The 15,762-nt window shown below is 73.1% G+C and carries 7 protein-coding genes and 1 pseudogene; 2 read left to right on the top strand and 6 right to left on the bottom strand.

Going from position 1 to position 15,762, the window contains the following annotated elements; translation table 11 throughout:
• Positions 1-83 (bottom strand): annotated as a pseudogene (locus ACWCQK_RS28060) (ScbR family autoregulator-binding transcription factor); the annotation flags it as partial.
• 436 nt (positions 84-519) lie between these two features.
• Between ACWCQK_RS28060 and ACWCQK_RS28055 the strand changes: the two are divergent.
• Entirely contained in the window at positions 520-2,508 is a 1,989-nt protein-coding gene (locus tag ACWCQK_RS28055; RefSeq protein WP_451159541.1) for an acyl-CoA dehydrogenase family protein, read from the top strand.
• 116 nt (positions 2,509-2,624) lie between these two features.
• Here the strand turns inward: ACWCQK_RS28055 and ACWCQK_RS28050 are convergent, their stop codons facing one another.
• Together ACWCQK_RS28050 and ACWCQK_RS28045 are read right to left on the bottom strand one after the other, a co-directional pair.
• On the bottom strand, positions 2,625-3,926 hold the full coding sequence (locus ACWCQK_RS28050; RefSeq protein WP_451159539.1) for a glycosyltransferase: 1,302 nt from the start codon (positions 3,924-3,926) through the stop codon (positions 2,625-2,627).
• 334 nt (positions 3,927-4,260) lie between these two features.
• Entirely contained in the window at positions 4,261-7,128 is a 2,868-nt protein-coding gene (locus ACWCQK_RS28045; RefSeq protein ID WP_451159537.1) for an ATP-binding protein, read from the bottom strand.
• A 250-nt stretch (positions 7,129-7,378) separates the two neighbouring features.
• Between ACWCQK_RS28045 and ACWCQK_RS28040 the strand changes: the two genes are divergently transcribed.
• A complete protein-coding gene (locus ACWCQK_RS28040) occupies positions 7,379-8,074 on the top strand; it encodes a sigma-70 family RNA polymerase sigma factor (RefSeq protein WP_451159535.1) in 696 nt (231 codons plus the stop codon).
• 204 nt (positions 8,075-8,278) lie between these two features.
• Here ACWCQK_RS28040 and ACWCQK_RS28035 read toward each other — a convergent pair whose 3' ends face one another.
• The 3 genes from ACWCQK_RS28035 to ACWCQK_RS28025 form a co-directional block, all read right to left on the bottom strand.
• Entirely contained in the window at positions 8,279-11,152 is a 2,874-nt protein-coding gene (locus ACWCQK_RS28035) for a helix-turn-helix transcriptional regulator (RefSeq protein ID WP_451159533.1), read from the bottom strand.
• Positions 11,153-11,251: 99 nt separating this feature from the next.
• A complete protein-coding gene (gene eccCa / locus ACWCQK_RS28030) occupies positions 11,252-15,265 on the bottom strand; it encodes a type VII secretion protein EccCa (RefSeq protein ID WP_451159531.1) in 4,014 nt (1,337 codons plus the stop codon).
• Between the two features lie 34 nt (positions 15,266-15,299).
• On the bottom strand, positions 15,300-15,689 hold the full coding sequence (locus ACWCQK_RS28025; RefSeq protein ID WP_451159529.1) for a YbaB/EbfC family nucleoid-associated protein: 390 nt from the start codon (positions 15,687-15,689) through the stop codon (positions 15,300-15,302).
• Positions 15,690-15,762: the final 73 nt, after the last annotated feature.

Genomic DNA, 15,762 nt, shown 5'->3' with positions numbered 1-15,762 from the left:
TCGTACCCGACCTCGTCGAACACCTCGGCCGCCGCCGCAAGGATCTTCTGCCGCGTCCGAATGGCTCGTTCCTGCCGCGCCATCACACACCTCCGCACCGAGCATGCCCGCAAAAGCAAACCGTAAGGTTCGTATCATACTGGCGGTCACTCCAGGTGGCGAGAGCCCGCACCCCAGGCCGAAACGGCACGTCGATGACGGATGGTCGACAGATGGCCACCCGATGGTGACGACGACTGGCGTAACAAAACCAGTACATCGGTTTTTTCGAGGTCCAGACCATTGGTGCGCACAGGGGGGTACGAGTGCCTCCGGATCCCGCATATGCCCAGCACATCGCCCCTCACTCGCGGAAGACACCGCTCCGCAGGAGACAACCGGACACCCTCAACTCACCCCGCCGGCCCACGATTTGGGCACACGAACTCACCGAATCACCTTGAAAAGAAAACCGGTTGGTACGTATCTTGTGTGGCCTGGCTCCCCACACGCCGGGAGCCCCTCAACGGGGAGAGGTCCATGACCTTGCTGACGCTCCAGCACAAGGCCCCAGCCCGCACCTGCGCGACGGTCTTCACACCGTGCGCCCTGCCCGGGGACCCGCCGCACGTCACGCCCACCGACGCCGCGCCCGGCGCCGACACCGGCACGCACTCCGCGACCGCGGGCGAACTGTCCCGTCTGCTCTTCGACCGGGACGAGCGCGAGCGCGTCCACGGCCCCTGGCGGAACCTCATCGCGGACGAGGCCTTCCGTGCGCGCCCCGGACTGTCCGTGGCCGAGCGCACGGCCCTGTCCTATGAGCGACTGCGTCTGGTCAACCAGACCGTGGACAGCGCCGAAGAGCTCGCCGACGACCCGCGCCGGCTGGCCGCCCTGATCGAGTGGAGCGCGGTCGTCGACAGCGGACTGGGCACGCTCTCAGCCATCCACTACAACCTCTTCCTGGGCAGCCTCCTGGACCACGACAGCCGCCACCGCGATCTGTCCGCCTTCCATACCCTGGACCGCACAGGAACGTTTCTGTGCACCGAGGTGGAACACGGCAACGACGCCGCCGCCCTGGAGACCACCGCCACCCTCGACCCCACCACCGGCGGCTTCACCCTGCACACCCCCACACCGGGCGCGGGCAAGTTCATGCCCAACACCAGCCCCATCGGCGGCCCCAAGAGCGCCCTCGTCGCCGCCCGCCTGCTCATCGACGGCCGTGACGAAGGCATCTTCCTGTTCCTCGTCCCCCTCAGCGACGAACACGGCACGCTGCCCGGCATCCGCGTCCAGCCCCTGCCCGAACGCGGCGGCACCCCCGTCGACCACTGCCTCACCACCTTCGACCACGTCCGACTCCCCCGCACCGCACTGCTGCAGGGCGCGCACGGCCGCCTCGACGACGACGACCACCTGCACAGCACCCTGGGAAACCGCCGCAAACGTTTCCTCAGCTCCATCGGCCGCGTCACCCTCGGCAAACTCTGCATGAGCGGCGCGGCCGTCGGCGTCTCCCGCACCGCGCTCGCCATCGCCGTCCGCTACGCCCACACCCGCCACATCAGCGGACCCAAAGCCGGCCAGCGCATCCCCTTGGCCGCCCACCGCAGCCACTCCGGACGCCTCCTCTACGCCCTCGCCACCACCTACGCCATGACCTTCCTCCACCGCACCGCGCTGACCGCCTGGACCGACCACGCCCCCGCCGACCAGGCCGCGGCGGAACGCCTGGTCGCCATCACCAAGGCCTGGACCACCTGGCAGGCCCGCGACATCGTCACCGAATCGCGCGAACGCTGCGGAGCCCGCGGCCTGTTCACGGCCAACCGTCTCACCGAGATCATGACCGACCTCGAAGGCACCATCACCGCCGAAGGCGACAACCTCGTCATCTGGCTCAAGGCCGCCGCCGAAATGATCTTCGGGCACGAACCCGCCCCGCACCTCACCGTCCAGACCGACGAGAGACCTCTCACCGACCCGTACTTCCTGCGCGATCTGCTCGCCCACACCGAGACCATCTGGCAGCAGCGCGCCCGCACCGCCCTGCGTCAGGGGCCCGCCAAGGACCCCGTCACCCGCTGGAACAACACCTCCGCACCCGCCCTGAACATGGTCTCCGCCCATGCCACCCTCCAGGCCGCCGACGCCTTCCTCGCCGCCATCGAACACACCGAGGACCCCGGCACCCGGCAGCTCCTGAACCGCCTCTGCCAGCTCTTCCTCCTCAAGGAACTGATCCCCCACACCGGCGACCTCCTCGCCGCGAACCACCTCACCCCCCAGCACCTGCACGCCCTGCACACCACCATCGACACCCTCATCCACCAACTCACCCCCCACATGCGCACCCTGGTCGACGCCTTCGACCTACCGGGACAAGTACTCGCCGACATCCCCCTCCTCAACGACACACCCGCCTGGCCCGCCGCCGACGACCAGTCACCCCTGACCGCCACGCTCCCCCACCACCCGGCCGCGCCCGCACAGCAGGCGTTCCACCTCGCCACCCCCTGACCTGGTTCGGCTCCCGGTGCTCGCGGCGGACCGCTCGACCGCACCGCCCGCGACGAAGGCGAGGGAGTCGGGGACGGTCATGCCGTCCCCTTCGGGGAAGCCGGGGAGCGCCCGCCTCACCGGGCTCCGGCCAGGGAGGTCGCGAGGTCGGCGATCATCGTGCCGCCGGTCTCCCGGCCCGGCGCGCGGCGGATGCCGTCGCGGACCTCGGCGAGGCGCCGGCGGCGTCCGGTGTCGGCGAGCGACTCCTCGATGGTCGCGACCAACTCGTCGGGGTCGAATCCGTAGGTGTCCATCCGAACGCCGTAGCCGAGGTCGGCGACGCGCTGCGCGTTGTCGTACTGGTCCCGGAAGAGCGGGAGGACGATCATCGGCAGGCCCGCGGCGATGCCTTCGCCCAGGGTGTTGCTGCCGCCGTGAGTGATGAGGAGGTCGCAACCGGGCAGCACGTGGGGCTGCGGCAGGAAGGGTTCGCCGTACATGTGCGGGCCGAGGGTCACCTCGTCGTGGCAGGGGCCCATCGAGACGAGGGTGCGGTACCCGGTGCGGGCGACGACGTCCACGAGATGTTGCAGCAGCCGGGTGTCCAGGCAGCCGAGGGAGCCGAGGGACAGGTAGATCACGGGCCCGGTGCCGGGCAGGTGGTCGTCGATCCGGAAGGTCCGCTCGCCGGTGCGGACCACGGTGTCGAGCCGGTGCCGGCGCCGCGCGAACTCCGGGGAGCGCGGGTAGTCCAGGGCGCTCGGGTAGGCGTAGAGGTTGAGCCACGGTGAGTCGTAGGAGAACCGCAGTGGTTCGAGTCGCGGGGCACCCTGCGCGGTGCAGTAGGCGTCGAACTCGGCGTGCAGTTCCCCGTGCAGGGCCGCGTACTCGGCACGGAAGGCGTCCCACCCGGAGCGGTCGCCGAGCGGGTAGCCGGAGAACGCGGGCGGCAGGTCCGGGTCGCTCAGCTCCAGCGGGTTCGCCGAGACGGACCGCACCCAGGGGATGCCGGACGCGGGGACACAGGGGTCCGCGGCCACGGTGTCCACCACGATCAGGTCGGGGCGGACCTCGTCGATGATGGCGCGCAGCCGCGGCTGGGCGTACTCGGCGGCCCGTGCCAGTTCGGCCCACCGCGGGCGGATCACCGTACGGAGCTGTTCGAAGGTGGTGCCACGCAAGTGCACGGCGTTCTCGCGCACCCAGGTGCCCCACGTCGCGGGGCCGCGCGCGCCCGCCCGGGCCGGCGGGGGTGAGGCGTCGTAGACCTCTTCGTCGAAGCCGTGGCCGGCGGCGACTCCGCGGAAGCTGCGGTCCATGGCGAACACGGGCCGCTGGCCGCGGTCGCGGATCACCTCCGCCATCGCCCGCAGCGCGTTGTACGGCCCCCAGGCCGCGGCTCCGGGGACGAGGAGCACACGGGCACGCTCAGGCATCGGCCGGCCCCGTCCGAACGGCGCGGACCGGGCCCGGCGGACGGCGTCGACGGCTTCGGGGGTCGTACGACTCCCCGCCGTGCAGGGAGGGTTCGCCGGCCCGCACGGTCACAGCCGTGCCGCGGTCGAACCGGTCGCGGTGCGAGAACATCGGCCAACTCTCCGTCGGGGCCCGGGCCGGAAAGGACAGGCGGCCCTCGGTGATGTCGATCGTCACCGTACGGCCGGGCCCCGGGGACATTCCCAGATCCCCGAACGTGGACCTGTCGGGCGTCGAACCCGTGTCCTTACATTTCGTGCCGCGGCGACGAACTCCCCGGGCCCGACGCGCCGGTCAGCCGCGTCCGGCCCGACTGGTGCCCGGTGTCGTGGCGGACGGGGCGTCGACGGCGGCGACCTCGCGTCGGGAGCGGACCTGGAGTTTGGTGAGGATATGGGAGACGTGGGTCTCCACGGTGCGGCGCGAGAGCAGCAGGCGTGCGGCGATGTCGGGGTTGGACAGGCCCTCGGCGACCAGGCCGGCGACGTGCCGCTCGGTCGCGGTCAACGCCTCCCAGCCGGTGGTCGGGCGGCCCTGCGGGCCGCGGCTTCCGGGCCGCAGGCCCCAGGGGTGCAGGCGCGCGGCGGCCCGGCGGGCGTCCCAGGACGCGCCCAGTTCGGCGCTGACCGCCAGCGCCTCGCCGAACGCGGCGCGGGCCGCGTCGAGGTCTCCGGTGACGGCCTGGACCAGGGCGAGGTCCTCCAGAACGGGTCCGAGATCCGGCGGCCGGTCCGCGGCACGGTGATAGTCGACGGCGGCCAGCAGCGGCGCCGGGTCTTGGCCGAGCAGCCCGGCGCACCAGTCGGCGGCGGCCCGGGGGCGGGCCCAGGGCCGGTTCTCGGCCGCCTGCCGGGCGGCGCGTGCGGCCGCCTCCGCGGTCGGCCGGTCGTCGGCGGCCAGCGCCGTGCGCACCAGGACGGGCAGCCACTCCGGATGGTTCCCCAGATCGTGCGCGTAGGTGTCGGTCAGCAGCTCGCCGAGCGCCTCGACGGCGTCGCCGGGCCGGCCCGCGCGCTCGGCGACGAGGCCGCGGGCCAGCAACAGGTAGGCGGCGGCCACCGGCCCCGCCGACGGGGTCCTGCCGCTGCCCGGGGCGTCAAGATGCCGGGCGGCCTCCTCCCACTGGCCGCGACGAGCGCTGATCAGGGCCATCAAACCGTGGCGGGAGCGCCGCCACAGCGGCGGAAGGTCGGTGACCTCGTCCAGCACCGCGAGGGCGTCGTCCCAGCGGCCGTGTTCGTAGTACCGCTCGGCGCTCTGCACGAGGGTCATCGACAGCCGGGTCGCTCCGACCCGTTCGGCGAGGGTACGAGCCTGGGCCAGGGTCTCCTCCGCTTCCTGGAGACGGTCGTCGTCGCCGTCCAGTTCGGTGACCCTCTTGCCCAGCAGGATGAGCCGCAGGTCGACGAGTTCCGGGTCGTTGCCGATCTCCGCCAGTGCCTCGCCGTTCAGGGCCAGCGCGCCGGCCTGGTCACCGTGCCGGCCGCTGATGACGGACGCGGCGTGCAGGGCGTAGCCGACCGCGGTCGGATCGCCCAGCTTCCGGCCTTCCTCCAGTGCCTCCGCCATCGCCAGGCGGGCCCGGCCGGTCTGTCCGAGCAACTGGCGGGCCAGCGCCACCAGGGCCAGCAGCCGGGCGCGCCAGACGGGCGGGAGCCGCGGATCGGCGGTGGCGGCGCGCCAGTTCTCCACCACGTGGTCGTAGCGGCCGGTGCGCATCCCGATGGTGCTGAGCAGCCATCTGGCCCGGCCGATCAGCTCGTAGTCGGTGGCCTGCCGCAGCACGGTCCGAGCCAGCTCCTCGGCGCGGTCCAGCGGGCCCACGCGGAAGTAGAGCGCGGCCAGCCGGCCGGTGAGCACGGGGAGCCTCGGGTCGTCCGCACGCGCGTGCCGCAGGGCGTGTTCGAGCAGCTCGGCGGCGGCGACCGGTGCCCGGACGACGAGGCGCTCGGCGTGGTCGGCGAGCCAGTCCCACCCCCAGTCCTCGGCCGTGCCGAGCACCGGGAGGATCAGCTCGGCCACCCGCTCCACCGGAGCCCCCGAGGCCATCAGTTCCTGCGCCGCGCGCCGCAGGAATGCCGTACGCAGCGCGGCCGGCATGGCCTCGTACAGCACCTCCTTCAGCAGACCGTGCCGAAAGCGCAGCCTGGACCCGGCGGATTCCAGGACTCCGGAGCCGAGCGCCTCCTCCACCACTCTCAGCAGGGATCCGGCGCCGCTGCCGACCGCCGCCGCCAGGTCCGTGACCGAGAACTCCGGTCCCAGCAGCGAGGCCGCGCGCAGTGCTTCGCGGGCGTCGGCCGACAGGGAGGACAGCCGGTCCGCGATCACGTCGCGCAGTTCGGTGAGTTCCCGCATGTCCCGGCCCCCCTCCGTCAGCTCCACGCGTCCGTCCACGCTGTCCAGCGCGCCGACGCGGGTCAGGGCGTCCAGCAACTCCCTCACGTAGAGCGGGTTTCCGGCGGCGGAGCGGAGCCGTTCGGTGAGCAACGGGCCCGGCACGCCCCGTGCCAGCAGCGCGGCCAGCTCCGCCACCCGGTCCTCGGGCAACCGGTCGAGCACCACCAGCTCGTCGCCTCGGGAACGCAAGTCGCGCCGCAGCGCGTCGAGTTCGGCCCGCTCCGACGTCGGATGACTGGTGGCGACGACCAGAAGCGGGAGCTGGACCGAGGCCCGGCACAGCCGGCGCCACATCAGCAGGCTCGCCTCGTCGGCCCACTGGAGATCCTCCAGCGCCAGCACCAGCGGGCCGCTCGCGCACAACCGGTCCACGAGGACGAGCAGTTGCTCGGTCGCGGCCACCACCGGGTCCCCGGCGAGCAGACGCATCGTCCAGCCCGGTGTCTCCTGCGGCTGGTCCAGGGCGAGCGCGGCTTCCGCACGACGTGGATCGGCCGATCGTGCGTCGACCTCCAGGAGGTGCGTCATGACCGAGAGCGGCAGCCGCCGGCCGAGTTCGTCGCACTGCCCGGTGAGCACCTCGCAGCCGGCCGCACGAGCCGCGGCCAGGGCGTGCGCGAGCAGCGTGGACTTGCCGATGCCCGGTTCCCCTTCGATCAGCAGGCTTCCGCCCCGCCCCGCGGCGACCTCGACGACCAGCCGGTCCAGAAGGGTGCGCTCCATGTCCCGCCCGATCAGCGGAGACTGTTGTTGCCCGAGCATGCTCATGACTCTAGAGCCTCTCCGTGAGGTCCCCCTCCGTTTCAGGTGACGCCTGGGGAAACTGAGGTTTGAGTCTTGCGGGCGCCGCCCAGCTCACCCCGGTTCACCCCCTGCGCTCGTCCCGGCTCACGGATACGTGGTTCTCCTCGGCCCTCCGTATCTCAGTGAGGCTCACGGATGTCTCCGTGTCCCCGCTGCCGCAGGCTCGTCCCATCGGACGGCACCAGGACAGCGACAGATGGGGCAGCTCATGACGACGGCACTCGCACCCGAGGCACCCGCTTCCGCACCGCGGGAACCCCACTCCCCCGACTCCGCGGAGCAGAAGATGCGGCTCATCTACGACGTCAACAAGAGCTCCCTGATGCGCAGTCTGCTCGGCTGGACCCAGGGCGACCGGCAGGCGGCGGAGGACCTCGTCCAGGAGACCATGCTGCGCGCCTGGCGCAACCTGGACATCCTGCCGGACGATCCGCGAGCGGTACGCCCGTGGCTGCTGACGGTGTCGCGGCGGCTGGCGATCGACATGCTGCGGGCCCGCTCGTCGCGTCCCACCGAGGTGGAGGACGATCCGCTGGAGTCGATCCCGGTGGCGGCGGAACCGCTGGAGCAGGTGCTGGACCGCGAGGTGCTGAGTACGGCACTGGCCGGACTGTCCGCCACCCACCGCGCGGTGCTGACCCAGGTCTACTTCCTGCACCGGCCGGTCCGGCACGCGGCCGAGGTGCTCAACGTCCCGGAGGGCACGGTCAAGTCGCGTACCCACAACGCCCTGCGGGCCCTGCGCGAGGCACTGGGCGACCGCAGCGGGGCGGCCCAGCGGGCACGTTCGGCCGCACGCGGCCACGCCCCGTCGGCCCCGGTCCGACAGCACGCCCCGTCGGTCCCGGTCCGACAGCACACCCCGCAGCACCCGACCCCCGCGCGGGCGCTCGCCCGGCATTAGCTCACTCTCCGACCTTCGCGGCGAGCCCTTGCTCGCCACGGCGAACGGCTTGTGCGTACACGCCGGGCGTTCAGCCGCCGAACGTCGTTCGGACGCGGACCGTCAGGACGCGGACCGTCAGGACGCAGACCATCGTTCGGTCGCACGCCGTAGTTCGGCCGTCATCCGGGCCACGGCCGCTTCCGGGCACATGGACCGTCGTGCTCAGGCGTCCTCGGGACCGACATGTCGGACGACCTCACGGCGGGAGCTGATCTGGAGCTTGGTCAGGATGCGGGAGACATGGGTCTCCACCGTCCGGCGCGACAACAGCAGCCGCCCGGCGATCTCCGGGTTCGTCAGCCCCTGGCCGACCAGTTCCGCGACCCGCAACTCGGTGCCGGTCAGCGCCTGACGGCCGTTCTTCGGCCGTTGCCGCGTCCCTCGTACTCCCGGGCGCACACCGTACGGCCGTAGCCTGGCGGTCGCCCGTCGCGCGTCGCGCACCGCGCCCAGCGCGGAGTACACCTCCAGCGCCTCGGCCAGTGTGGCGCGAGCCGCCGTCGCCTCACCGTCGGCCGCCTGGAGGACGGCCGCGTCCTCCAGGGCGTTGCCCAGCACCGGCGGGCGTCCGTGAGCGCGGTAGTACGACGCGGCGGCCAGCACCGGCGCCGACTCGCCCGCGAGCAGCCCTCGGCACCAGTCGAGATCCGCCCGCCGCGCCGGGTGGCGTCCACCGTCCGCCGCGACCGCCCGCACCTGTGCCGCGACCCGCGACAGGGCTGGGTCGCCGCATTCCCGCGCGCTCCGCACCAGGGTGGGCAGGCAGCCGCTCGTGTCGATCACCGACGGCCCGGACTCCGGCGTCAGGCAGCGCGCGAGGACCTCGACGACCCGCTCCGGGCCGGCGACGTGCTCGGCCTCCAGGGCCCGCGCCCGCAGCAGGACGGCGGAGCCGACCACCCGCTCGTCCAGGACCCGGCGGTCACCGAGGGCCGCCAGAGACCGGGCGGCCTCCGGCCAGTCGTCGCGCTGCCCGGCGATCAGGGCCCGCAGTGCGTGGGCGGCCCCGGGCGGGCGTACCAAGTCGGCGTCCGCCGCGCCGGGTTCGAGTTCGGGTTCGGGTTCGAGTTCGAGGAGCGCCTCGTCCCAGCGGCCCTGGACGTAACGCAGTTCGGCGATCCGGGTGCGCAGCACGCCGACGGCGGCGGGGCGTACGTCCCGTGCGGCCCGGGCGAGTGCCTCGCGTGCCGCGCCTTCGGCCTCGGGGAAGCGGTCGAGTTCCGTGAGGACGGCCGCCCGGTCGCCCAGTACCGCCAGCCGCAGGCCGGCAAGGGCGTCGGTCCATGCCCCGTACTCCGCGTTCTCGTGGTTCTCGTGGTTCTCGTCGCCCTCATGGGTGAGGGAGAGGATCTCGTCCGTGGTGGCGAGGGCGCCTGCCAGGTCGCCCGAGAGCGTGCGCAGGACCGAGCGCGTGTACAGGGCCTGCGCCGTGGTGACGGGGTCGCCGAGCCGCAGCCCCTCCGTGTGGGCGCGCTCGGCGGCCTGCCCCGCCTCCTCCGCGTCGCCCAGGGCGGCCAGGGCCGTCGACCGCAGGGCACCGACGCGGGCCCGCCACAGCGGTACGGCGGTCCTGGCGTCGGCCAGGACCGTGGCGGCCTCCTCGCGGCGGCCGGTGCGCAGCAGGGTGGAGCCGAGGAACCACGTGGCCCGGCCGCCTCGTTCGGTGTCACGCGCGAGGATGTCGCGTGCCGTACGCTCTGCCTGCTCGTCCCGGCCGAGCCGGAAGGTCACGGCGAGGAGGTGGTCCTCGATGTCGGCGTACCGCGGATCGGTGATGTCCAGCCGGGTCCCGGCGTGGGCGAGAAGCCGCGCCGCGCTCCCGGGGGCGCGGGCCGCCAGGGTTGCCGCGTTCGCCACGATCCAGCCCGTTTCCCAGCCCTCGGCGTCCGCGGTGTCCGGCAGCAGCGCGGCGACGCGCTCCACCGGTGCCCCGACGGCGATCAGCGCCTTCGCCGCGTGCTGCGACAGGGCCGCCCGAAGGGCGCTGGGCATGGTCTCGTGCAGGGAGCGTCGTATCAGCCCGTGCCGGAAACGCAGTCGCGTGCCGTCGGCCTCCACCACCCGCGCGGCCAAGGCCTCGTCGAGGGTGCCGGAGACGATGTCCGGGGGTTGCCCCGCCACCGTCGCGAGCTCGGCGACGGTGAAGTCCGGGCCCAGCAGGGCCGCCGTGCGCAGCGTGTCGCGAGTCCGGTCGGAGAGGAAGTCCAACCGGTCGGCGATCGCCCCCACCGGCCACGGCACGGTGTCCCCCGACGGTTCGGTCGCCCCCGGCAGGTCGGTCTCACCCCGCGGGTCGGTCACCTCTCGCGCACCCTCGGCCGTCGTCCGCAACGCGTCCGACCGGGCCAGCGCGTCCAGTAGGTCCCCGAGGTACAGGGGGTTGCGGGCGGCCGACGCCAGCACCCGGGCGAGGCGTGGCCCCGGTGCGCCGCCCAGCCGGCCCGCCGCGAGCCGCGTCGCGGCCGACTCCGGCAACCCGTCGAGCGTGACGATCACCCCGCCGGACGCGTGCATGTCCTGGCGCAGTCCGTCCAGTTCGGTCCGGACCGGCACCGGGCGCCGGGTCGCGACCAGCAGCAGTGGGAGCCGGGCCGTCGCCCGGCTCAGCCGCTCCCAGAGCCGCAGGCTCGGCTCGTCCGCCCAGTGCAGGTCCTCGACCGCCAGCACCAGGGGCCCGGCGGCGCACAACCGGTCGACCAGCTCGGCCAGCTGCCCGATCGCCGCCAGGACCGGGTCCTCGCCGGGCACGGGTGTCCGCCCGGGCGCGTCGGACAGCCCGTCCGCGCCCAGTGCCTGCGCGGGTGCCCAGAGCGGGAAGCGCTGGGTGAGTTCCTCGCACGCCCCGCGCAGTACCTTGCAGCCGGACGGCTCGGCGGTGGCGAGGGCGGCCGTCAGCAGCGCGCTCTTGCCGATCCCGGGCTCGCCTTCGATCAGCACCGCCCGTCCGCGACCGGCGACGACGTCGTCCACCAGGCCGCTCAACAAAGCGAGTTCGGTGTCCCGGCCGACGAACGGCGTCGTCGATTGCACCACCATGGCGGGCAGCGTAGCGATCACCGGCGAGACGGAGGTTCCACGGAAGTGAACGTTCGCCGCTCCGCTTCCGCCGCACGTCTCCGTCCCGCCGGTCCTCCCTCACCCGTCCAGGGCGGTCTGGATCAGGGTCGGCGGCGCGTTGCGGCCGACCAGGACACCCCGGCCCGGCGGGCGTTGCGCCGCTCGCTCGCCGCCGAGCACCACGCCCTCGCGCGGATCGCCGGAGAGGACGAGACCGGCCGCGCCCAGCTCCTTGATCCGGGTGAGCAGCTGCTCGGTCATCGAGCCCCGGGAACTGCCCGCGACCCGGCGGGCCACCACCAGGTGCAGGCCGATCTCACGGGCCTGCGGCAGGAAGTCCACCAACGGGTTGAGCGGTGATGTGCGCCCGTTCGCGACCAGGTCGTAGTCGTCGACCACGACGTAGAACTCCGGGCCGGTCCACCAGTCGCGCGCGCGGAGCCGGTCCATGGTCACGTCCGGCGGGGGCAGCCGCTCGGTGAGCTTGGCGACGACCTGCTGGATGTAGACCTGGGCCGCGTTGGCGTCTCCGGCGTAGGCTCCGACGTACTCCTCGTCCACGGCGCCCATGAGCGCGCGCCGGTAGTCGACGACGATGAACCGGGTCTCGAAGGCCGAGCGGCGTGCCGCCATACCCTTCATCCAGCCGCGCAGGAAGGTGGACTTGCCGCAGCCGGCGTCGCCGAAGACCAGGAAGTGCGGGTCGGCGTCGGTGAGGTCGAGACGTACCGGGGCGAGGTCGCTCTCGGCGATCCCGATCGGCACGCCCGGTGCGCTGTCGTCCTGCGGGATCCGTCTCGCGAGCTCGGCGGCGGTGAGCCGCTCGGGCAGCATCCGGATCGGCGGGGCCACGGTCCCGGACCAGGCGGCGGCGAGTTTGCCGATCGCCTCGTCCTGCGCGTCGGCGAGGCCGTCGGCGCTGTCCCTGCCGTCGAGGCGGGGCAGAGCGACCTGGAACTGGATCCCGGGCGGCGCCATGCCGCGGCCGGCGGCGGCGAGGCCGAAGGCGCGGGCGGCGCGGCGGTTGATCTCCGAGTCACCGGGGTCGCCGAGCCGCAGTTCCAGGCGGGCGGCGATGGAGTCGCGCAGCGCCGTACGGATGTCGGCCCAGCGGCCCGCGGCCAGCACCAGATGGACGGCGACGCCGAGGCCGCGGCCGGCGATGTCCAGGACGGCCTCGTCCGCGCCGTCCAACTCACCGCGTACGGCACCCCAGTTGTCGATCAGCAGGAAGACATCGGCCGAGCGCATGCCCTGCGGCAGCCGGTCGGTGTTGCGCATCCGCCGGAACTCGTCCGCGGAGTCGATGCCGAGGTGGCGGAAGAGCCGTTCCCGCTCCGCGATGAGCTGACGCACCTCGGCCAGCGCGCGCCGGACGCGAGTCGGGTCGTGCCGTCCGGCCACCCCACTGACGTGCGGGGCCCGTTCGAAGGGCTGGAGCGAACCGCCGCCGTAGTCCAGGCAGATGAACTGCGCCTCGGCCGGGGTGTGGGTGAGCATCGTGGAGAGCATCAGGGTGCGCAGGAAGGTGCTCTTGCCGGACTGCGGGGCGCCGACCACCGCGAGATGGCCCGCTTTGGCGAAGTCCGGTATCAGCGGCTGCTGGAGCTGCTGGATCGGCACGTCCAGGACACCGACCGGGGTGCGCAGGGCGCCCTTGTGCGCCCACCAGTCGGCGCTCATGCCCCGCTCGGGGTGGGTGGCGACCGGACCGGTGAGGTCATCGAGGGCGAGCGCGGCGGGCAGTGGGGGCAGCCACACCTGGTGGGCCGACTGGCCCGCGCTGCCGAGCCGTTCGACGATCACCTGCATCTCGCTGGGCCCCTCCAGCATGGGCCGCACGCGCTCGCGCTCCTCGTCCGGCTCGGCGTCGGGGTCGGGCGGCAGTCGCAGGGCGAAGGGCGCGGGTCCGGTGGGCGGCGGTCCCGCGGCGAGGGCGCGCTGTTCGTCGGACAGGTGGACGCCGGAGACATGGGCGACGCGGAAGCGCTCCAGGACCGTGTCGGCGACCTTGAGGTAGGCGGAGCCGGGGATCGGCGGCAGCCGGTAGGCGTCCGGGGTGCCGATCACCACCCGGGACTCCGCGGCCGAGAAGGTGCGCAGGCAGATCCGGTAGGAGAGGTTGGACTCCAGACCGCGCAGCCGGCCCTCCTCCAGTCGCTGGGTGGCGAGCAGCAGATGGATGCCCAGGGAGCGGCCGACCCGGCCGATCTGGACGAACAGCTCGATGAAGTCCGGTCGTGTGGACAGCAGTTCACCGAACTCGTCGACCACCACCAGTAGATACGGCAGCGGTTCCAGCGGGCGTCCGTCCGCTCCGGTGGCCCCGGCGGCGCGGCGCAGCTGGTACTCACGGACGTTGTCGATGTTGCCGGCGTCACGGAGCATCTTCTGCCGCCGCTGCTGCTCGCCGACGAGGGCGTCCTTGACGCGGTCGACGAGGGCGACCTCGTCGACCAGATTGGTGATCAGGCCTGCCACGTGCGGGAGATCGGTGACGCCCGCGAAGGTCGCGCCACCCTTGAAGTCGACCAGGACCAGGCTGAGGAGTTCCGGCGAGTGGGTCATGGTCAGGCCCGTGACGAGGGTGCGCAGCAGCTCGCTCTTGCCGGAACCGGTGGCGCCGACGACGAGGCCGTGCGGGCCCATGCCGCCCTGCGCGGACTCCTTGAGGTCCAGGACGAGTTGCTGGCCGGCGCTGTCGAAGCCGATCGGCATGCGCAGCACCTCCTCGTCCTGTGCGCGGACCCACAGCGACTCGGGGCTGAAGCTCTCCAGGTCGGAGATGCCGAGCATGCTGGGCAGCGACATGGTCTGGGCGAGGATCTCCTCGCCCTCCACGGACAGCCGCAGCGGGGCCAGCGCGCGGGCGACGGCCTCGCACAAGGGCAGTTCGGCGCGGGCCGCCATGGCCGCGCCGACGGCCGCCCGGGTGTCGGCACGGCGGCCCTCCAGGGTGAGGGCACCGCGCGCGTCGATGCGGACCCGTACGTCGGCGCGGGTCGGTTCGTCGTTCTCCTGGTCCACCAGGCAGATGACGGTGACGGCGCTCTGCGGGCCGGCCGCGGCGAGCAGTTCGGCGGCGAGCGGCGAGCGGGCCCAGACCGCCCGCGGGAGGTAGCGGTCGAGGACGACGATCAGGCGGCGCCGGGTGTCCGGGCCGTCCCGGTCGGTCAGGTTCAGCCGGCGGGACGGCTGCCGGGCGGCGGCCTCCAGGGTCCGCTGGATGTGGTCGGCGATGCCCTCGAAGTCCTCCGCGACCAAGGGCACCACGCCGGCCTCTCCGGTGGCGTCCGGTTCGTGGGTGTGCGGCAGCCACTTGGCCCAGTTCCAGTCCTCGCCGCCGGTCGCGACGGCGATGCCGACGTCGTCCGGCGCGTGCAGCACCGCGATCTGGCAGAGCAGGGCACGCACGGCCGCACGGGCCGGTTTCGGCGGACCCAGCACGCTGACCACGCCGGCCTTCGCCAGGTCCAGTACGGCGGGCTGGTCGCCGACCACGGACATCGAGTCGACGAGCCGGTCCGCCGCGGTCTTGGCGCGCGGGTCGTACTCCACCGTCGGGTCGTTGCGGGTGGCCATCCGGATGGGCGTCGACAGCGGGGCGTCGCCCGTCCCGACGGACACCTTGAGGAAGTCGGCGTCGGTGACGCGGCGTTCCCACACCCGGCGGCGCTGGGTGGCGATGGCCCACAGCCGGCGAGGCGCGGGGAACTGCCAGGCTGCCACGGTCCGTTGGTTCTGGGCGACCTGGCGGGCGGTCCGGCGCACCTCGACCAGATGGTCCAGGTAGCGGTCGCGGGCCCGCAGCTTCTGCTTGCGGGCCTGTCCGCGCATCTGCATCCGTACGGCGACGGTGGCGCCGATGGACATCACGACGAACGCGATGCCCAGCAGCACCAGCATCCGCCGGCCGCCGGCCATCAGGTAGGCGGCCATGCTGATGCTCGACAGCAAGGGCATCAGCAGCATCAGCCAGCTGGCGTTGCTGTCCTTGCCGACCGGCTGCGGCGGCGCGGAGAGCACCACCGGGTCGGTGGGCAACGGGGGCGGCACGACCCTGGCGGGCCGGTGGAAGACGATCCGGGACATCAGGGCTCCTGGTCGGTCGGGCGCACGGGCACGGTCAGCGCCGGGGAGGGCGCTGGGCGGAGCGCGGCACGACGGTGGGCCCCGCCTTCTCGTCGTGCAGTCCGGCGAGGATGTCCTGGAGTCCGCCCGTGACCGCCGACATGACCTCGGTGCGCTGCTCGACGACCGAGTCGTACGCGCTGTCGATGGCCTGCATGACGAGGCGGGCGAGGCGTTCCGGGTCGTCGGGGTCGATCACGGACGGGTGGATCCTCAGGTCCACGACCCGGCTCTCGCCGGAGACGGTCGCCGTGACCATGCCGTCGGTGCTGTGTCCGGTGGCTTCGACGTTCTTCAGGTCGTGCTGGGCGTCGGCCACCGTGCCGCGCATCGTCCGGGCACGGTCCGCGAGGGCGGCGAAGTCGATCTGCTGTCTGTCGGGCATGCGGCCGTCTTCCGTGTGGAGGGGGGCGGGGCTGCGCTGTGGGGCGGTCCGCCCGGAGTTCAGGGGGTCCCAC

The sequence above is a fragment of the Streptomyces sp. NPDC002306 genome (assembly GCF_053593435.1).
The sequence above is the reverse complement of the archived record's forward strand: the minus strand, read 5'-3'. Positions and strand labels throughout refer to the sequence as shown.